Source organism: Gilliamella sp. B14384G12 (assembly GCF_016101825.1).
In the GTDB taxonomy this organism is placed as follows: domain Bacteria; phylum Pseudomonadota; class Gammaproteobacteria; order Enterobacterales; family Orbaceae; genus Gilliamella; species Gilliamella apicola_N.
In genome coordinates this window covers 95,760-113,689 of sequence record NZ_JACFPU010000005.1, presented here as the reverse complement: position 1 = coordinate 113,689, position 17,930 = coordinate 95,760, and the positions used below count along the sequence as shown (strand labels likewise).

General features: G+C 35.3%; 19 protein-coding genes and 1 pseudogene. 13 read left to right on the top strand and 7 right to left on the bottom strand.

Going from position 1 to position 17,930, the window contains the following annotated elements; genetic code table 11:
• Positions 1-7: 7 nt before the first annotated feature.
• Positions 8-712, top strand: coding sequence for an ABC transporter permease (locus H3S73_RS07310; protein ID WP_086327407.1), 705 nt, complete (start codon positions 8-10; stop codon positions 710-712).
• Between the two features lie 121 nt (positions 713-833).
• Here H3S73_RS07310 and H3S73_RS07305 read toward each other — a convergent pair whose 3' ends face one another.
• Together H3S73_RS07305 and lexA are read right to left on the bottom strand one after the other, a co-directional pair.
• Positions 834-1,205 (bottom strand): hypothetical protein, encoded by a 372-nt coding sequence (locus H3S73_RS07305; protein WP_198236232.1) that lies wholly within the window; start codon positions 1,203-1,205, stop codon positions 834-836.
• A gap of 51 nt (positions 1,206-1,256) precedes the next feature.
• Positions 1,257-1,883 (bottom strand): transcriptional repressor LexA, encoded by a 627-nt coding sequence (lexA, locus tag H3S73_RS07300; RefSeq protein ID WP_065737288.1) that lies wholly within the window; start codon positions 1,881-1,883, stop codon positions 1,257-1,259.
• A 404-nt stretch (positions 1,884-2,287) separates the two neighbouring features.
• Between lexA and coaE the strand changes: the two genes are divergently transcribed.
• The 4 genes from coaE to tsaD are packed head-to-tail and all read left to right on the top strand — an operon-like array spanning position 2,288 to position 4,908.
• The gene (coaE, locus tag H3S73_RS07295) at positions 2,288-2,896 is read left to right on the top strand and encodes a dephospho-CoA kinase (protein ID WP_198236233.1); all 609 of its coding nucleotides are present in this window, start codon (positions 2,288-2,290) and stop codon (positions 2,894-2,896) included.
• A gap of 2 nt (positions 2,897-2,898) precedes the next feature.
• Positions 2,899-3,636: a cell division protein ZapD gene (gene zapD / locus H3S73_RS07290; RefSeq protein ID WP_198236234.1), complete on the top strand. Its 738-nt coding sequence runs from the start codon at positions 2,899-2,901 to the stop codon at positions 3,634-3,636.
• Between the two features lie 28 nt (positions 3,637-3,664).
• Positions 3,665-3,883 (top strand): DNA gyrase inhibitor YacG, encoded by a 219-nt coding sequence (yacG, locus tag H3S73_RS07285; protein WP_198231920.1) that lies wholly within the window; start codon positions 3,665-3,667, stop codon positions 3,881-3,883.
• Entirely contained in the window at positions 3,883-4,908 is a 1,026-nt protein-coding gene (tsaD, locus tag H3S73_RS07280; RefSeq protein ID WP_198236235.1) for a tRNA (adenosine(37)-N6)-threonylcarbamoyltransferase complex transferase subunit TsaD, read from the top strand. Before yacG ends, tsaD begins: the two co-directional genes overlap by 1 nt.
• A gap of 106 nt (positions 4,909-5,014) precedes the next feature.
• Here the strand turns inward: tsaD and H3S73_RS07275 are convergent, their stop codons facing one another.
• Positions 5,015-5,371 (bottom strand): DUF4282 domain-containing protein, encoded by a 357-nt coding sequence (locus tag H3S73_RS07275; RefSeq protein ID WP_198236236.1) that lies wholly within the window; start codon positions 5,369-5,371, stop codon positions 5,015-5,017.
• A gap of 127 nt (positions 5,372-5,498) precedes the next feature.
• Between H3S73_RS07275 and ycaO the strand changes: the two genes are divergently transcribed.
• Positions 5,499-7,265 (top strand): 30S ribosomal protein S12 methylthiotransferase accessory factor YcaO, encoded by a 1,767-nt coding sequence (gene ycaO / locus H3S73_RS07270; RefSeq protein ID WP_198236237.1) that lies wholly within the window; start codon positions 5,499-5,501, stop codon positions 7,263-7,265.
• Between the two features lie 76 nt (positions 7,266-7,341).
• Here the strand turns inward: ycaO and H3S73_RS07265 are convergent, their stop codons facing one another.
• The gene (locus tag H3S73_RS07265; protein WP_198236238.1) at positions 7,342-8,172 is read right to left on the bottom strand and encodes a shikimate 5-dehydrogenase; all 831 of its coding nucleotides are present in this window, start codon (positions 8,170-8,172) and stop codon (positions 7,342-7,344) included.
• Between the two features lie 72 nt (positions 8,173-8,244).
• Between H3S73_RS07265 and H3S73_RS07260 the strand changes: the two genes are divergently transcribed.
• Positions 8,245-8,574: a nitrous oxide-stimulated promoter family protein gene (locus H3S73_RS07260; RefSeq protein ID WP_144091910.1), complete on the top strand. Its 330-nt coding sequence runs from the start codon at positions 8,245-8,247 to the stop codon at positions 8,572-8,574.
• An 82-nt stretch (positions 8,575-8,656) separates the two neighbouring features.
• Here H3S73_RS07260 and H3S73_RS07255 read toward each other — a convergent pair whose 3' ends face one another.
• A complete protein-coding gene (locus H3S73_RS07255) occupies positions 8,657-10,804 on the bottom strand; it encodes a TonB-dependent siderophore receptor (protein WP_198236239.1) in 2,148 nt (715 codons plus the stop codon).
• A gap of 207 nt (positions 10,805-11,011) precedes the next feature.
• Here H3S73_RS07255 and alr point away from each other — a divergent pair, with 207 nt between their 5' ends.
• Positions 11,012-12,100 (top strand): alanine racemase, encoded by a 1,089-nt coding sequence (gene alr, locus H3S73_RS07250; protein WP_198236240.1) that lies wholly within the window; start codon positions 11,012-11,014, stop codon positions 12,098-12,100.
• A 6-nt stretch (positions 12,101-12,106) separates the two neighbouring features.
• Positions 12,107-13,117: an endolytic transglycosylase MltG gene (mltG, locus tag H3S73_RS07245; protein WP_370528791.1), complete on the top strand. Its 1,011-nt coding sequence runs from the start codon at positions 12,107-12,109 to the stop codon at positions 13,115-13,117.
• A gap of 119 nt (positions 13,118-13,236) precedes the next feature.
• Here the strand turns inward: mltG and H3S73_RS14030 are convergent, their stop codons facing one another.
• Together H3S73_RS14030 and ampD are read right to left on the bottom strand one after the other, a co-directional pair.
• On the bottom strand, positions 13,237-13,572 hold the full coding sequence (locus H3S73_RS14030) for a YqcC family protein (RefSeq protein WP_370528792.1): 336 nt from the start codon (positions 13,570-13,572) through the stop codon (positions 13,237-13,239).
• Positions 13,552-14,100, bottom strand: a pseudogene (gene ampD, locus H3S73_RS14025) (1,6-anhydro-N-acetylmuramyl-L-alanine amidase AmpD); the annotation flags it as partial. The gene H3S73_RS14030 and the pseudogene ampD, both read right to left, overlap by 21 nt.
• A gap of 203 nt (positions 14,101-14,303) precedes the next feature.
• Here ampD and ppdD point away from each other — a divergent pair.
• The 4 genes from ppdD to H3S73_RS07220 are packed head-to-tail and all read left to right on the top strand — an operon-like array spanning position 14,304 to position 17,841.
• Positions 14,304-14,735: a prepilin peptidase-dependent pilin gene (gene ppdD / locus H3S73_RS07235; protein ID WP_198236243.1), complete on the top strand. Its 432-nt coding sequence runs from the start codon at positions 14,304-14,306 to the stop codon at positions 14,733-14,735.
• A 33-nt stretch (positions 14,736-14,768) separates the two neighbouring features.
• Positions 14,769-15,878 carry an ATPase, T2SS/T4P/T4SS family gene (locus H3S73_RS07230; protein WP_198236244.1) on the top strand — a complete coding sequence of 370 codons (1,110 nt, stop codon included), beginning with the start codon at positions 14,769-14,771 and terminating at the stop codon, positions 15,876-15,878.
• Positions 15,875-17,050, top strand: coding sequence for a type II secretion system F family protein (locus H3S73_RS07225; protein WP_198236245.1), 1,176 nt, complete (start codon positions 15,875-15,877; stop codon positions 17,048-17,050). Before H3S73_RS07230 ends, H3S73_RS07225 begins: the two co-directional genes overlap by 4 nt.
• Positions 17,050-17,841: an A24 family peptidase gene (locus H3S73_RS07220; protein WP_198236246.1), complete on the top strand. Its 792-nt coding sequence runs from the start codon at positions 17,050-17,052 to the stop codon at positions 17,839-17,841. The genes H3S73_RS07225 and H3S73_RS07220 overlap by 1 nt, the downstream gene beginning before the upstream one ends.
• Positions 17,842-17,930: the final 89 nt, after the last annotated feature.

Sequence of the window (17,930 nt, the reverse complement as noted above, 5' to 3'; positions counted from 1 at the left end):
TTATAGAATGATAGAAATTCTTCAAGATTATTGGCAAGCTTTGTTATGGACTGATGGCTATAATATTACTGGCCTAGCTATGACGCTTTGGATCTTAATTTTATCTGTTTTGTTTGGCGGTATTTTGTCTATTTTTTTAGCCATTGGGCGTAATTGCTCAAATAAATTTATCAAACTGCCAATTTGGTTATTCACTTATGTTTTTAGAGGCACACCGCTGTATGTACAATTACTTGTGATTTATACAGGAATTTATACGTTAAGCATTGTTAAAGATCACCAGTGGCTAGACGATTTTTTTCAAAGTGGTTTGAATTGTACTATTTTGGCTTTCACACTTAATACTTGTGCTTATACAACTGAAGTTTTTGCGGGGGCCATACGCAATGTGCCAAGCGGTGAAATTGAAGCTGCAACGGCATTAGGTTTTAATCGTTGGCAATTATATCAATACATTATCTTTCCAAGAGCTTTTCATATTGCTTTACCTGCTTACAGTAATGAAGTTATTTTTATGTTACATTCGACGGCACTGGCATTTACGGTAACGGTCCAAGATGTAATGAAAATTGCTCGGGATATTTATGCTGAAACCTATCAACCTTTTCATGCGTTTGGTATCGCGGCAGTTATCTATCTTTGTGTGAGTTTTGTATTAATCTTTGGTTTTAAAAAGTTAGAGAAGTATTGTTTAGCATATCAGCATTATTAGTATCATTATTTTAAACATAAATATACAAAACAGTGTTTTGAATCAGTGGATTAAGATTTTATCGTAATAAAAAAATCAGGTTATCATAGTTGTGATAGCCTGATTTTTAAGATTTAATTATTTAATTAGTTGGATAGAAATCATTTACGTCATCATGATTACCATGGTCACTTGAGCCAGGTAATGCTCGAGTTCGATCGATCGGTACATAACTGCCACTTGGCGTTTCTATCTGACATTCGCCCAAATAGATGGAATATTTTGTTTGGGCATGCATACTTACTCCGCGAAAATAACAATGAGTGGCATTGTAGAGATCATTTCGACAAAGTACGGCTATTACCAACCAAACGCCAACAATTGACAATAATATCCACTTTAAATATTTCCAAGTAAACGACCAAAATCTTTGATTACGAATACGACAGTAAGCAACGATAAGTAAAATAACTGCAACAAATCCTAAAAATTCATATAACCAAAATAGCCACATATTGTTATCTCCTAATTAACAATTATTCGCCATTTTATACTAACTTTGTTCTTACATCCATGATCCATTACGAATTATACCAACAGCAATTCCCTCAATTGCAAAACTTTGCTGTTCAAGATCAACTTCGATAGGTGAGAACTCTTCGTTTTCGGCAATTAATTGTACATGTTTACCTTTACGTGAAAGTCTTTTAACTGTTACTTCATCATCAATGCGAGCAACGACGACTTGCCCATTTTTTACGTCTTGCGTTTTGTGTACGGCAAGCAGATCACCATCAATAATCCCGATGTCTTTCATTGACATACCATGAACTCTAAGTAGAAAATCGGCATGAGGTTTAAAAAGGGATGGATCGACTTGGTAGTGACTTTCAATATGTTCTTGTGCCAAAATTGGCGAGCCTGCTGCAACTTGTCCAATTAAAGGAATTCCCTGAAAATCATTTTGCTCTTCTTGCCTTTCCAGTAATAAACGAATTCCTCGAGATGATCCGGCAATCATTTCAATTGCCCCTTTTTTGGCGAGTGCTTTTAGGTGTTCTTCTGCTGCATTTGCTGAGCGAAATCCTAATTTTTGGGCAATTTCAGCTCGAGTAGGTGGCATACCGGTTGTTTGAATATTATCTTTGATTAAGTCATAAATCTGTCTTTGGCGTTCCGTTAATGGTCTCATTATTAATTCCTGTTTTTTTATACAGATGTATGTAATTATATACAGCTAAAAATATAAAACCAACAATTTTATTAAATTTATTTTTGGTATGATGATAAATCAAAGTAATAGTGGGATTTTTCTGCAAAATAAACACTATTTTTTCGACTATTTGCAGGACTATTCGCTTAAAACACCAATTTATTTTAATCAATTGAGCAATAAAAATAACACGGCTTTACTATTTTCAAAAAAATCAATTCGTTGATCAATTCTGATGCTATTTTGAACAAATGTTGCTTATGATATCTAAACAAAATTCGCTGTTTTCTTTACGTTTTAGATAATTCGGCGTATGTAATGAAAATCACTTGTATGTTATACTATTAGAAGAATTTTATTTGATTGGATTTGGAATCTATTTCATGCCTTATATTGTAGCTCTGAGTGGTGGAATCGCTAGTGGTAAAAGTACCATCGCTAACCTTTTTGCTCAGTTAGGTGTGCCTATTATCGATGCTGATGTCATTGCTCGGCAAGTTGTTGAAATAGGAACCGATGCCTATAAATTGATTGTTAAACATTTTAGCCAAGAAATTTTATTACCCAATAATGAGATAGACCGTAGTCAATTAAGAGACATTATCTTCAATAATGATCATGAAAGACTTTGGCTAAATAATTTGTTACATCCAATCATTCAAGAACAAACACAAATCCAAATTGCCCAGCAAACTGCTGCTTATGTCATTTGGGTTGTCCCCCTGTTAGTTGAGAATAATTTATATAATTTGGCTGATAGAGTCTTAATGGTTGATACGCCAGAACAATTACAATTAGAGCGACTTATCCAAAGAGATAATATCGATGAATCGCTAGCAAAGAAAATGATATCGTCACAAATTTCTTCTCAAAAACGATTAACGTATGCTGATGATATCATTGTTAATAATGGTGATTTGACTTCATTAACCGCACAAGTAAATAAATTGCATCAACAATATCTGAATAACTTTAATATTAAGAATGGTTAAGTATGGATAAAATTATTTTTGAACATCCACTAAATGAAAAGATGCGAACATGGTTACGTATTGAATTTTTATTAAAGCAATTAAATTTGCACAGTCATTTTGATCAAAATAATGCACTTTTATTTTTTCATGCTCTATCTGAACTATTAGAAATCATTGAACGCAATGATGTAAAAAGTGAATTAATCAAGGAAATTGAGACCCAAAAAAATAGACTTTTATCATGGGTAAATATCGACGGTGTCGATCAAGAGTTATTGAATAATTTGATTAATCAATTTGATGCCTACTTGGTTAAATTTAACTCGGTTATGCGATTAGGGCAGGCCTTAAAAGATGACCGTTTTATTACTGCGATTCGTCAACGTTTAATGATCCCAGGAGGATGCTGTAGTTTTGATCTGCCATCCTTTTATTTATGGTTAGAGCAGTTACAAGAAAAACGTGATAGGCAAGTGCAAAATTGGTTACAACATTTGGCAATTCTTGATGAGGCCTTGTCATGTTGTATGCAAATGATTCGGCAAATGGGTAATTTTAAACCATTTGTTTGTAGCAATAATTTTTTTCAAGAAACCAATGGCGAGTTTAATTTAATTCGAATTCGTGTTTCATTGGATAAAAATGTTTATCCGCAAGTTTCTGGGCATATGTCTCGTTATAGTATTCGATTTATACCACTTGAAGCGAGTGAAAACATCCATACCGAAGCAATCGAATTTGAATTAGCTTGTTGTTAACATTATTAAATATTTTAAAAGAGTTTAAATGAATAAAGAAACTATCCAATTTGTCAAATGTCCAACTTGTCAAAAGGATGTTGAGTGGTCAGACAAAAGTATATATCGACCGTTTTGCAGTAAACGTTGTCAACTTATCGATCTCGGTGAGTGGGCTAATGAAGAACACCGCATTGCAGATAAAGAGATATCTGAACAAGATCGTTGGAGTGAAGATGACCTTTCCGATTATGTAGGTAAACATTAATGAAAGTACTTGGAATTGAAACTTCATGTGATGAAACCGGTATTGCTATTTACGATGATGAGCAAGGCTTGATCGCAAACCAACTTTATTCACAAATTAAATTACATGCTGATTATGGTGGCGTTGTCCCTGAACTGGCCTCGCGTGATCATATTCGCAAAACAGTCCCTTTAATTCAAGCTGCATTAAAAGAGGCTAACTTAACCTCAGCGGATATTGATGGTGTTGCTTATACAGCTGGGCCTGGTTTAGTGGGAGCTTTAATGGTTGGAGCGTCAATAGGTCGTTCTCTTGCCTATGCTTGGAATGTCCCGGCTGTTGCAGTGCATCATATGGAAGGGCATTTACTTGCGCCAATGTTGGAAGATAATCCTCCGCAGTATCCGTTTGTGGCGTTACTTGTTTCTGGTGGGCATACACAGCTTATTAGTGTGACCGGTATTGGTCAATATCGCTTAATGGGCGAATCTATTGATGATGCCGCTGGTGAAGCATTTGATAAAACAGCTAAATTACTTGGTTTAGACTACCCAGGTGGTGCTAAACTTTCGAAATTAGCTGAGCAAGGTGATTCTTCTCGATTCCATTTTCCAAGACCCATGACGGATCGTCCCGGACTGGATTTTAGTTTTTCGGGATTAAAAACTGCTGCGGCCAATACTATCCATCAGTATAATCAAAGTGTTGATCTTGATGAACAAACGAAAGCCGATATTGCACGGGCGTTTGAAGATGCGTTAGTTGATACATTATTAATAAAATCTCGCCGATCACTTGAGCAAACGGGTTTTAACCGCTTGGTGATTGCTGGTGGGGTAAGTGCCAACAAAACATTACGTAATAAATTAGCTGAGCTGATGGCACAACGTAAAGGTCAGGTTTACTACCCTCGCATAGAATTTTGTACAGATAATGGCGCTATGATTGCCTATGCAGGTATGATCCATCTAAAACAACAACAGTATAGCGATTTAGCAATTAATGTCCGACCAAGATGGCCGTTAAGCGAGCTAAATGTGTCATAATGTTATTTATTAATGGTTGGTCTGTTATTCGATTTAAATTTTTTTAGGGAATGATTTTATTAAAGTGGGAATTTTTCCCACTTTTTATGTGACTAGAAAACTAAAATTAATTTTGGCTAATTGTCGTTTGATCATCTGAACGATTATTAAGATCATCTTTATTTAATGCTAACTTTTCGATGTTTCGGTTAATATTAAATAAAACACATATTAATTCAAAACCAATTCTGGCTGAAATAATTCCAACTACAAGAGTAACAATACCGCTAATAAGCGTAAACATTCCACCAAAAAAGCTGTATTGAAAACTTGCAAAACTAGCAAAAATCACACCCAGTCCGCCCAATGCGATAAAAACTAATGTTATCCAATAAATAACAGTAATGAATACTGGAGTGATCATTTTTTTGAAAAAGAAAAAGTCAGCTAGTGAAAAATTCTCAGAATTTACTATTTTTTTCATTTTATTTCCTTAATTAAAAATTATTGATGATTAATACTTTTAATTTAGATCAATAGCGTATACATTTAAGAATAAATCTACCAATAAAGCAATATTTTTATCATATAAAAAACTTTTGAGAAACTACATGAAAACTTTTATCCCCGGCAAAGACGCTGCCCTTGAAGATTCTATTAACTATTTTCATCAACAATTAGCTAACTATAATTTAGAAGTGAAAGAAGCTTCTTGGCTTAACCCTGTGCCAAATGTTTGGTCTGTTCATATTCAAAACACCGAATGCCCGCTTTGTTTTGCCAATGGTAAAGGAGCAAGTAAAAAAGCTGCGTTAGCGTCAGCGCTTGGCGAGTATTTTGAACGATTATCGACTAACTATTTCTTTTCAGATTTTTATTTGGGTGAAAGTGCAGCCAATGCAGATTTTGTACACTATCCAACAGAAAAATGGTTCCCAATCCCTGAAGATGGGTTTTTACCTGAAGGATTATTATCTGAAAAATTGCTTGAGTTTTACAATCCCAATGACGAATTGACGGCTATGGATTTAATTGATTTGCAATCAAGTCATCCGCAACGAGGCATATGTGCTTTACCTTTTGTTCAACAGTCAGATCAAAAAACAGTTTATGTGCCTGTCAATTTGATTGCTAATTTATACGCTTCTAATGGTATGTCTGCTGGTAACACCCGTAATGAAGCTCGAGTACAGGGGCTATCCGAAATTTTTGAACGTTTTGCCAAAAATAAAATTATTGCTGAGGCGATTAGTTTACCGCTTATACCAACTGATGTGATTAATCGCTATCCTGAGGTGTTAGCAGCAATTGAGGCGCTAGAAAAAGAAGGATTTCCGCTTTACTGCTTTGATGCGTCTCTTGGTGGGGAATTTCCAGTAATTTGTGTCGTGTTATTTAATCCTCAAAATGGTACGAGTTATGCGTCGTTTGGAGCGCATCCTAATTTTGGCGTTGCCCTTGAAAGAACCGTTACTGAACTATTACAAGGTCGTAGCTTGAAAGATCTTGATGTATTTTCGCCACCAAGCTTTGATAACGATGATGTCGCAGATTTGAGTAATTTAGAAACACATTTTATCGATTCAAGTGGTTTAATTTCTTGGGATCTATTTAATCAACAATCTGATTATGAATTTGTGGATTGGGATTTTTCTGGAACCACCGAACAGGAATTTGCAAACTTAATGGCGATTTTTAACCGCTATGAAACCGAAGTATTAATTATGGATTATGAGCATTTAGGCGTCTATGCTTGTCGAATTTTAGCGGTTGGAATGTCAGAAATCTATCCACCAGAAGATTTGTTGTTTGCCAATAATAATATGGCGATTCATCTGCGAGATCTGATTTTATCGTTGCCTTATGAAAAGCTGACTGCTAAACAGTATCTTAATATTATTGAACAATTGGATGAAGAAGGCTTAGATGATTTTGCCCGAGTTCGAGAATTGCTCGGTATTGCAACTGGACCGGATAATGCTTGGCTAACGTTACGTATTGGTGAACTCAAAGCGATGCTGGCATTGGCTGCAAAGGATTTAGAGCAAGCCCAAGCTTGGATTGATTGGACGGTTGAAATGAACGAGTCAATTTTTACCCCTCAACGCAATCATGCTTATCGTTGCTTACAAACATTGGTTAATTTTATTCTTGAGCGAGATAAAAAACAGTTCAACCATTATCAAGATGCATTTTATAAAATGTATGGTAAAGAGTGTGTTGATGAGATGTGGCAATATGCCAATGGCGAAAAAACGTTTTTCGGATTAGCTGATTTAATCTCGGCGGATAAATCATCCAACAACAATTTGCAACAATTTGCAATGCATCAAAAGTTATTGTCCGTGTACCAGAAATTACACCAAGCTATGTTATAAACGCTCTGTTATTAAAGAGTAGATCATCCACTTTTGATACTATTCCACCCATAGAGTGGGTGGAATAGCCTGTTATTTAGCCTTGTCTAGCAAAATCCCCAGCTTGCTTCACTAACTCTTTACTTGGCGTAACGCCTGTGTATAACACAAATTGTTCGAGAGCTTGTATTACAGCGACATCTGCACCCGAAATAATGGTTTTATTAAGTGATTTGGCCAATTTGATCATAGGTGTTTCTACGGGCAGAGCAACTACATCAAATACAATATCGGCATTTTCAATCATTGATTGTGGAAAGGCCAAATCGTTGGCTTCAGCACCGCCCAGCATTCCAATCGGCGTTACATTAATAATGAGTTTTGCCTGTTTGGGTGCGATGTCTTGCTCATTTTTAACCCAAGCATAACCATAACGCTTGGCTAAAGCTTCACCTTTAGTTTGGTTGCGTGCCGCAATTATGCCATTTTTAAAACCTGCATCATAAAAGGCTCCAATCACCGCATTGGCCATTCCGCCACTTCCTTTTAATACAAAAGGAGTATTATTATCAATGTGATTTTCTTCAATCAGTTTAGCAACAGCAATATAATCGGTATTATAAGCCTTTAAATGGTGATCAGTATTAACAATTGTGTTGACCGATTGGATCGATTTTACAGAATCATCCAATTCATCAATAAACTCAATACACGCTTCTTTATAAGGCATTGAAATAGCGCAGCCACGAATGGCTAATGCTTTGATACCATAAATCGCATCTTTTAAGTTATTAGTGGTAAAGGCTTTATAGAGATAATTTAAATTAAGTTGTTCATATAAATAGTTATGAAAACGGGTGCCAAAATTGCTAGGTCTTGCTGAAAGGGACATGCAAACGGTGGTATCTTTGTTAATAATTCTTGCCATTACAACGAATCCTTGTGATCATAATTAAATTCATATTTATTTTAACACTTTATTCATCTGACATGTAAGATTATGGTTGCTAATAATACCGGACCCAAAATACAAGAAGAAAAGAAAACCGTTAGTGCAATGATTTATCTATATTGCAACAAACATCATCACTCTAAAGCTAATCAGTTATGTGAAGAATGTAACGACTTATTGCAATATGCCATGCAACGCTTAACCATGTGCCGTTTTGGAGAGCAGAAAACGACCTGCGAGCGTTGCCCAAAGCATTGTTATCGTAAGGATTATAAACAGAAAATTAAACAAGTTATGCGCTTTTCAGGCCCTCGAATGATTATCCATCATCCTATTATGGCGTTTAAGCATTTGTATAAAAATTTGACCCGAAAATAGCGTGACTAATCTATTTTACTCACTCAAAACGATTCGATGTTGATCATAATCACTCATGAGTGAGCAAGGTTAATCTTTCAATCTAAAATTTCATACTTGCACTAATTATAGCGTGGAATTTAGCCGCAGGAATCGATTCATAAGCAGTCCTATAGTTCTTATTTAATATATTATTGAGATCTATCCCAATATGGTACTGACGATCTAAACCGAACGAGGTGGTTGCCGATAAGTTGAGCGTTGACCAACCACTGTAATGATACACCGATGAATCACTACGTTGTGTGGCTTTAGTCGCAAATCGCATAAACAGATCGGAATCTATATCAAATTTATCAAAGTAAGCAGTATGTTTTATACCTGCATTCCCTGTAAAGCGTGGGTTGCCAGTATCATAAGTTGTATAGGTTTCTGTTTCAATTTTACGACGTAAATAATTGCCTTTTAGATAAGGGGTAACGGGTAGTTCTAAATATTCAATACTCAATTCAAGACCATGAGTTTTGGCTTTATTGGCATTACCGTAATAAGTGTAATTTCGCCCAGATGTGCCATCACAAATTGCCGATCCATTACAATTCATTTGCGTAATATAATCTTTTGCATCTGAAAAATAAATCGCCCCATCAATTAACCATTGGTTATTATTATAACGTATCCCAATTTCGTAGTTATTGGATTTTTCAGCTTTTAAATTAGCGTTACCATAGATTGTTTGCGAAGCCGCTGAAGTAACTGCATAAAGATGTGAAAGTGTTGGATAAACATATCCTTGGGCAAAAGAGGCTCTTAATTGCGTATGTTCAATTCCAGAATAGGTTAAACCTGACGATACAACAAAGTTATTGTCATGATCTTTCTTTCTGCCATCAATTTTATAATTGGAGGAAGTCGCACCTATAACTGGAACTTTATTGATTGTCGTGTGACCTTTTTTTAATTTTGATTGTACCCAATATTGGCGAGCGCCAATATTCCAAGAAATATCATCAGTAATTGTCCAATCATTTTGGCCAAATAGTGAAATACTGGATTGCTGCCATTTATTGGTTAGATATTTGTGTTGTGTATAACTTGCTTTTGGTGAAGGCATTTTTGATACGACGACATTATGTGAATCTTGATCGACATTATCTTGTTGATATTGCATACCCGTAATAAGATTCATATCCTTGCGTAGCTCAAAATCTGATTGCAATGTCATACCATACGTTTTTTGTTCATCATCAGTTGCGGTATTAGTTGTAACATTCATAATAGGTGCAGGTGATACCACAACATGATTTCTAAATTGACGATTTAGTTTTTGTGCGTAAGCATCATAATGAAGTTTTTTTAAGAAATCACCATTAGCTTCATAATCATAAAACAATCCAACTTTTTCTCGTTGTAATTTGGGTAGTTTTACCCAGAATTCTTTAACCTGTGGAGAGTTGTCATCTTTATCAGTATAGGTTTTAGTATCAAGTTTATAACGATCTAGTGAGATACCCAATTTATGTTTATCCAGATTAAGCCCAAACCATGAACTTAAACTGTTATTACCAAAATCGGTATTGTGTAGTTTGCCTTGATAGGCTTTGCGATCATTATTTTCAGCATAAGTTCCACTAATACGGTAATCAAAAATACCGTCAATTGAACCATTTACAGTGCCCATCTCAGTAAAACCATCTGTCGATTGATTATAAATAAATTTCATATCACCATTGATGGGAGAACCATTTTTGCTACCTTTACGTGTAATAAAATTAACCACACCACCAATAGCTTGTGAACCGTATAATACAGAGTGAGGTCCTTTAATCACCTCAATGCGTTCAACCGATTCCATATCAATTAACACACCGGCACTCGATCCGTGTCCGGAACGATGATAAGTTACTTCTTGTCCATCAATTAACATTAAAATGCGTGAAGGCGCTTCACCACGGATCATGATCTGTTTGCGTCCAGCAAGAGCATTATCGGTAATTTCAACTCCAGGGATGTCACGTAATGCTTCAACAACAGAATCACCATTTTGCTTATCAATATCATCTCGATTGACTGCATTGACTGATACTGAGCTGTCCCAAACAGTTTTTTCATTACGATCGGCTGTCACAATAATGGTATCTTGTGGATTGTTTTTTCGCTCTTCTGCAAAAGTATCCATACAAAAGCAGATATTCAATATTGCTATATAACAGCTTGGTTTAATGAAATTTTTGGTACTAATTGTTCTCATTATCTATTTTATCCTGTACAGCTTTAAACTATTTATGTAAATTTAACGCAAATGATAATCATTATTATTATATGTGTAAATAATTAAATTAATTAGAATTGTGAAAATTTTAATGGTAAAAATAGGTTTTTTTATGAAAAGAAAAATTTGTCATTATTGATAACAATATTTACAATGATGACTTAAGAAAAATTTAGGTTGATAAAAATGTCTATCGCAGTAATAGAAGTTAATCGTCAAGCAATTGTTCATAATGTCGAGTATATTCGAAAAATTGCACCAAATAGTCAATTGGTGGCAACCATTAAAGCAAACGCGTATTCGCATGGAATTGTAGGTGTGGCTGAACTGTTACAAAACATGGTGGATTGTTTTGGTGTAGCACGGATTTGTGAAGCAATGCTGTTGCGTCAAAAAGGGATCAATACTCCTATCATTTGTTTAGAAGGTTTTTTTCCACATGATGATATTGTTGATTTAGTCGATTTTAATATCCAATCAGCTGTTCACAGTAAATGGCAAATTGATGCATTACAATCATCTCCTCTAGAAAACGAAATTACTGCATGGTTTAAACTTGATACAGGGATGCATCGTTTAGGATTTAATCTTGAGGAAGCAAAGGCAGAATTTTATCGCTTAGCCAGTTGTTCGGTGGTGCGTAAACCAATTAATATTATAAGTCATTTCAGTTCTGCAGATGAATTAACCTCAGAACAAACCGCAAAACAGATCAAATTGTTCGATCAATTCATTGCCTCAATCGAAGATAAATCATTAATTGGTAAATGTTCAATAGCAGCATCAAGTGGTACGCTTGCTTGGACGCAATCACAACGTGAAATAGTGCGTCCTGGTATTAGTTTATATGGCATTTCACCCTTTAATGATCCCATTGCTGAATTGAGACCAGCCATGACATTCAAATCGGAACTTATCGCGGTACGCAGCCATAAAAAAGGTGAATCCGTCGGTTATGGTCAGATCTGGTGTAGCCCGCACGATACAAAACTTGGTGTCGTAGCCATGGGATATGGAGATGGTTACCCAAGAAATATTCCCGAAAATACGCCCGTTTTAGTGAATGGTCGTAGAGTGCCGATTGTTGGTCATGTATCAATGGACATGATTGTAGTCGATTTAGGTATCGATAGTCAGGAAAAACCAGGTGATGAAGTGATCTTTTGGGGACAAGATTTACCCGTTGAAGAGATCGCTAAATACACGGGCATTAGCCCTTATGAATTAGTTACACGCTTAACTGCACGAGCAAAAATCCATTATGTAGATAGATAAGTTATGATTAAGAAAATATTTTTATATACGTTATTTACCTTTGTTGCAATTGTCGTTGGTTCTTTCAGTATCTGTTACTATTCTTTACAGCAATTTTCCAAGCAGCAAATTAATGTGACACCTGATAATCAAATGTTTGTTTTGAAAAAAGGCACATCAATGCATCAATTAATTACTCAACTCAAAGAGACGAAATTGATGGATAGAGCTTTTCTGCTGCCTTATTTATCTAAGTTAGATCCCTCCTTAAGCGCCATCAAAGCTGGAACGTATCAACTACACCCTCATATGACCGTCGAAGAATTTTTGCGCTTATTAGTATCAGGTAAAGAGAGTAATTTCTCTATTCAATTTGTTGAGGGTAAACGTGCTAAAGATTGGCTAAAAGTGATTCAAAACACGCCTTATATACAGCAAACCTTGGCTGGCAAAACAGACGAAGAGATCGCAAAATTATTAGGGATTGAAGGTTCAATTGAAGGTTGGTTAACCCCTGATACCTATCTTTATACGGCAGATACGTTAGATATTAATATATTAAAACGTGCGCATATGACTATGAAAAGCAATTTACAAAAAATATGGGGTAACCGCGATAATGATTTACCTTATCAATCACCTTATGAAATGTTGATTATTGCTTCAATCATTGAGAAAGAAACGGCTCTTAGTTCTGAGCGCGCCAATGTTGCTTCAGTGTTTGTTAATCGCTTAAAAGCCAAAATGAAGTTGCAAACCGATCCTACTATCATTTATGGTTTAGGCGATAATTATACTGGAGTGATTAGGCGTATAGACTTAACAGATACCCAAAATCCATATAATACCTATGTTATTGATGGATTACCGCCAACCCCCATTGCTATGCCAAGCTTAGCCTCATTAGAAGCTGCGGCGCACCCAGCTAAAACAAATTATCTATTCTTCGTAGCCAATGGTACTGGTGGACATACGTTTTCTGATAATTATGGAAATCATCTACAGGCAGTCAATCAGTATCGTAAATTGTCAAAATAGGGTGATTAATTTTAAAGTCACCTAAATGAGATTAATGGTATTCTCAACTGTTTTGATCGACTCCATATTGATGTTAACTTGAAAATTACCGCAAATTGAATGCGGTAATTTTTTTATCTTTATTTTTGTAATGAGGATAATTCATCAAGCTGTTTAATTAGATCTAACAAATTATGAATGTTTGCTTCTTCATCTTTTAGTGCTTCTTCAAAGTACGGATGTAAAGCAAATTGAGGTAAATTGGCATTAGCTTCAATAAGTGCTCGCATGCGTGGAATAAAAATCCATTGTAGCCATTCATGAGCTTGCATCGTATCAAGCGCAAAGGGTTGCTCACTTAAAAAGGCATCAGCGTTAGGTGGCGATGTTTGCCATAATGCAATTTTTTGTAGCTCTGCGATAATTAACTCAAGTTGTTTTTCAAATCGTTTGACTTGTGATTTTTGAGTAAGCAATCCTCGATAAAATTGCCAATCAAAACATGGACCAGGATCCGTTTTACGGTCGGGTGCAATATCACTATGACCGATAATATTTTTTATAGCATAAGTTTGTTGTAGTAATAAGGTTACCGCTGCAAGTTGTTGATACTGTATATCCGTAAAATTATCAGTATCACATCCTTCCATTTCAATACCAATTGAAAAGTCGTTACAATTTTCTTGCCCCTCAAAGAATGACTTACCTGCATGCCAAGCTCGTTTATCGAACGGTACAAATTGAATAATTTCTCCATCTCGACGTATGAACAGATGAGTTGATACTTTTAATTGATAAATTGTTGCAAAGTAGGGATGTTCGTTCGGATCAAGTTTACCGGTAAATAGCTGTTCTACATAAGGTCCACCATATTGATTAGGTGGTAAGCTGATATTATGGATCACCAGTAAAGAAATCAATTTATCGGTTGGGCGTTCATCATAAAAAGGCGAAATGATCTGTTTGACCCCTTGTAACCAACCATTAACAATTTTTAGTGACATAGTAAACTCCAACTCATTTTAAAAGATCTTTCATTTATCAGCTTGTCTTTGCGACATATTTCACAAATAAAGCTTACTAAATTCGGATCGTAGCAAACATAGTGCATTCTTTTTTCCAGAATATCGATTTTCGTATTATTTCATTTTTTTGTTTTGCTATAAAGGTACAACTTAGATTATTAACTTTGTTTACCGAGGAATTTATGTCCAATCAATCAGGATTTACTTTATTCGAACTGATGATTGCAATTATTGTAATCGCTATTTTAACTGCCATTGGTTTGCCTGCTTATCAAGGATATGTAAAAAAAGCGGCTTTAACCGATATGTTGCAAACGATGACGGCTTATAAAACTGCCGTTGAAATTTGTGCAATAGAACAAGGAAATTTAACTCATTGTAACAGTGGTAGCAATGGCGTGCCACTGACTAAAAGTACGAATTATGTTACATCCGTTACCGTTACAAATGGCGCAATTACATTAGTGGGTGCCAGTGCTTTGACCGGGTTAACGACAACTTTAACACCCACTGAAAATAGTGCTCATGGCGGACTAGATTGGACACGAACTTGCTTAACTTCACCACTAGATGACAGTTTGACAGTTGCTTGTGAAGATATTTTCAAATTCTAGTCTCGTAAAAATTCAGAATAAGGAAAATTTATAATGCAAGAAGAACAGTTAGTTGCCAGCCTTGATAAATTACTCCTATCGGCGTTGGATAAACGTGCTTCGGATATTCATTTTGAACCTTATCAAAATTACTATCGTATTCGAATGCGTATTGATGGTGTGCTGCAAGATATGCTTACACCACCATTATCATTAGCCAAACAAATAACGGCTAGGTTGAAAATTATGGCTAATCTTAATATTGCTGAGCAGCGGTTACCCCAAGATGGACAATTGGTGATTGATCGTTATGCCATGCGAATAGCAACTTTACCCGTCATAAACGGTGAAAAGATTGTATTACGTGTTATGGATAATCATGACTCTGAGTTGACTATTAATGATTTAGGTCTGAGTGTTGATGATTTAAATCATTTTCAGCAAATACTCGATTATCCGCAAGGGTTAATTTTAGTAACGGGGCCAACTGGAAGTGGTAAAACCGTGACACTTTATAGTGGACTGAAAAATTTAAATCGCAGTGATCGAAATATTTGCAGTGTTGAAGATCCGATTGAAGTGCCAATTGAAGGTATCAATCAAACTTCTGTGAATGTTAAAGCTGGTTTGACTTTTTCTATCATACTACGTGCACTGTTAAGGCAAGATCCCGATGTGATGATGATCGGTGAAATTCGCGATCAAGAAACCGCAGAAATCGCCATTCAAGCAGCGCAAACAGGACATTTGGTTTTATCAACATTACATACTAATTCCAGTATTGAAGCGTTGACACGTTTAAATCAAATGGGAATTGAAAATTATCTGCTCTCATCCAGTTTGAAGTTGATTATTGCACAGCGATTAGTACGTAAGCTTTGCAATAGCTGTAAAGTTGTGGCCAACCAATTAATTTTTTTAGGTGATGAAACTATCCCGCATTATGTTGCATCGGGATGTTCACATTGTGTTGGCGGTTATAAAGGACGAATTGGATTATACGAATTTCTGGTAATCACTCCAGAAATTCAACATCAAATATTGACTCATCAGCTTCGTGCGCCATCCAATATGATCACCTTAAAAAAAGCAGGTCAGAAAATGGTCAAAGATGGTATTACCTCCGTTGCCGAATTGTATCGCGTTTTAGGTGATTTTGTATGAAGAGGCTCTATTTTTGGTATGACTTGGATTTTCATCAATATCAAATAATCGCAACTTCACAAAGTGAGGCCAAAAAACAGCTATTATTACAAGGTAAATTAGCCATAAAAGTAAAAGCGGGCAATTATATAACGGCGCGTAGTTTTAACCAATCGGAATTACTGAATATAACGACACAATTGGCGACGATGTTAAAGGCTGGATTATCGATAATTGACAGTCTAAATTTATTGGCCGAAGAACAATCTAAACCTCATTGGCAATATTTAATAAATGAAATTGAGGCGCAAATTGTAAAAGGTGAGTCCTTATCCAGTGCATTAGCCAAATATAAGTATGTGTTTTCTTCACTGTATTGTGAAATTATTGCCACAGGTGAACTGACGGGTAAACTTGACGAGAGTTTTGAGCAATTAGCATCATTGCTCGAAAAATCCATTAAATTACAAAAAAACCTTAAAAAAGCAATGCGGTACCCTGTATTTTTATTATCGGTAGCCATAATTGTAAGCTTAGTCATGTTATTATTTGTTTTACCAAAATTTGCTGATATCTATCATGATTTTGATGCAGAGCTTCCTTTTTTTACTCAATGCATTATTGATATTGCTGACTATCTGCAACAAAGCTGGCAAATAGGGTGTATGATTTTAGTAGGGAGTTTTTTTGTTTTTCAACGTTACATTAACAAGCGATATCGTAACAAAATTGAAATCGCCTTAATGAAAATCCCTTTTGTTAATAAGATCATTCAAACAAGTTGTTTAACTCAAATTTTCCAAACAATTGCGATCACCCAAAAAGCAGGGATTCCGTTGTTGGCGGGTTTAACCGCTGCGGCTAATGCTTCTTACCATTGTGTTTATCGCAATAGTGTTTTACAAATCATTTCAGGTATTGAGCAAGGACACTCATTCAGTCATGTTTTACATCTACAATCCTGTTTTCCTAACTTGTGCCGTCAGTTAATTCATGTTGGTGAGCAATCGGGTACTTTAGATCTAATGTTAAGCCGTTTAGCTCTTTATTATGAAGTACAAAATCAAACATTAATAGAAAATCTATCCCAAGCTTTTGAACCTTTATTGATGTTAGTCTTGTCCGTGATCATTGGTGGTTTAATTATTGCTATATATTTACCGATATTCCAACTCGGAGAAGTCATTCATTGATGATAATGTTTATAGTTATTTGTCTAGGTCTTGGTGTGGGGAGTTTTATCAATGTTGCATATTGCCGTTTTTCTCCGTCACAAACATTATCAGTTTATTTGAAAGAAATAAGCTTTCAACGTTCAATCTGCCCTTGTTGCCGAACGAAATTAGAATTTTGGCAATTAATTCCGATTGTCTCTTGGATCATTTTAAAAAGGCGTTGTTATTATTGTCAAAGCATCATTTTATTCAAATATGTTGCTTGGGAATTGCTGGTCGCTACTTTATTTTTAGTGATTTATTTGCATAAAGGCCTCAGTTATCAGAGTTTTATTTTGATATTTTTGAGTTGTTATTTTTTATTGTTGGCATCCATTGATTTTAAATACTTTTTACTGCCTGATTTTTTTACTCAACCTTTGATGTGGGCAGGATTAATTGCAGCCTATTTCAATGTAACAAACATTAGGTTAGATGACGCATTAATTGGTATTTTATGTGGATATCTTTTACTTAAATTACCTGCTATTTTGTTTTATCTGATTTCTAACAAGCAGGGATTAGGCGGAGGTGATATAAAACTACTTGCAGCTCTAGGTACTTGGATTCCATATCAATTACTTGCGCTATTATTGATAATTGCCTCGCTATTAGGTATGTTCTATTATTTTTTTCAGAAGAATCTTTTGAAAAAACAGTCTTTGACAATTATTCCATTTGGTCCCTTTTTATTAATTTCGGGTTATTGTCTATGTTATTTTAGTCAAGAAGTTTCAGGTCAACTATACGTTTTAGTCAACAATTTGTAGGCTTATAACTGTTTCCGTTTCACGATATAACTAAAACCAATAATCTTAGTAAAAATAGTTATTTTCATAAAAGATGAAATAGCAGTATA

Bases quoted from the DNA above. Each gene is read 5' to 3' on its own strand.
- ppdD (WP_198236243.1), top strand. From the start codon at position 14,304: ATGTCCAATCAATCAGGATTTACTTTATTCGAACTGATGATTGCAATT.
- zapD (WP_198236234.1), top strand. From the start codon at position 2,899: ATGGATAAAATTATTTTTGAACATCCACTAAATGAAAAGATGCGAACA.
- H3S73_RS07260 (WP_144091910.1), top strand. From the start codon at position 8,245: ATGGTTGCTAATAATACCGGACCCAAAATACAAGAAGAAAAGAAAACC.
- lexA (WP_065737288.1), bottom strand. From the start codon at position 1,883: ATGAGACCATTAACGGAACGCCAAAGACAGATTTATGACTTAATCAAA.
- yacG (WP_198231920.1), top strand. From the start codon at position 3,665: ATGAATAAAGAAACTATCCAATTTGTCAAATGTCCAACTTGTCAAAAG.
- H3S73_RS07225 (WP_198236245.1), top strand. From the start codon at position 15,875: ATGAAGAGGCTCTATTTTTGGTATGACTTGGATTTTCATCAATATCAA.
- H3S73_RS07310 (WP_086327407.1), top strand. From the start codon at position 8: ATGATAGAAATTCTTCAAGATTATTGGCAAGCTTTGTTATGGACTGAT.
- tsaD (WP_198236235.1), top strand. From the start codon at position 3,883: ATGAAAGTACTTGGAATTGAAACTTCATGTGATGAAACCGGTATTGCT.
- H3S73_RS07255 (WP_198236239.1), bottom strand. From the start codon at position 10,804: ATGAGAACAATTAGTACCAAAAATTTCATTAAACCAAGCTGTTATATA.
- H3S73_RS07305 (WP_198236232.1), bottom strand. From the start codon at position 1,205: ATGTGGCTATTTTGGTTATATGAATTTTTAGGATTTGTTGCAGTTATT.
- alr (WP_198236240.1), top strand. From the start codon at position 11,012: ATGTCTATCGCAGTAATAGAAGTTAATCGTCAAGCAATTGTTCATAAT.
- H3S73_RS07220 (WP_198236246.1), top strand. From the start codon at position 17,050: ATGATAATGTTTATAGTTATTTGTCTAGGTCTTGGTGTGGGGAGTTTT.
- coaE (WP_198236233.1), top strand. From the start codon at position 2,288: ATGCCTTATATTGTAGCTCTGAGTGGTGGAATCGCTAGTGGTAAAAGT.
- H3S73_RS07265 (WP_198236238.1), bottom strand. From the start codon at position 8,172: ATGGCAAGAATTATTAACAAAGATACCACCGTTTGCATGTCCCTTTCA.
- H3S73_RS07230 (WP_198236244.1), top strand. From the start codon at position 14,769: ATGCAAGAAGAACAGTTAGTTGCCAGCCTTGATAAATTACTCCTATCG.
- ycaO (WP_198236237.1), top strand. From the start codon at position 5,499: ATGAAAACTTTTATCCCCGGCAAAGACGCTGCCCTTGAAGATTCTATT.
- H3S73_RS07275 (WP_198236236.1), bottom strand. From the start codon at position 5,371: ATGAAAAAAATAGTAAATTCTGAGAATTTTTCACTAGCTGACTTTTTC.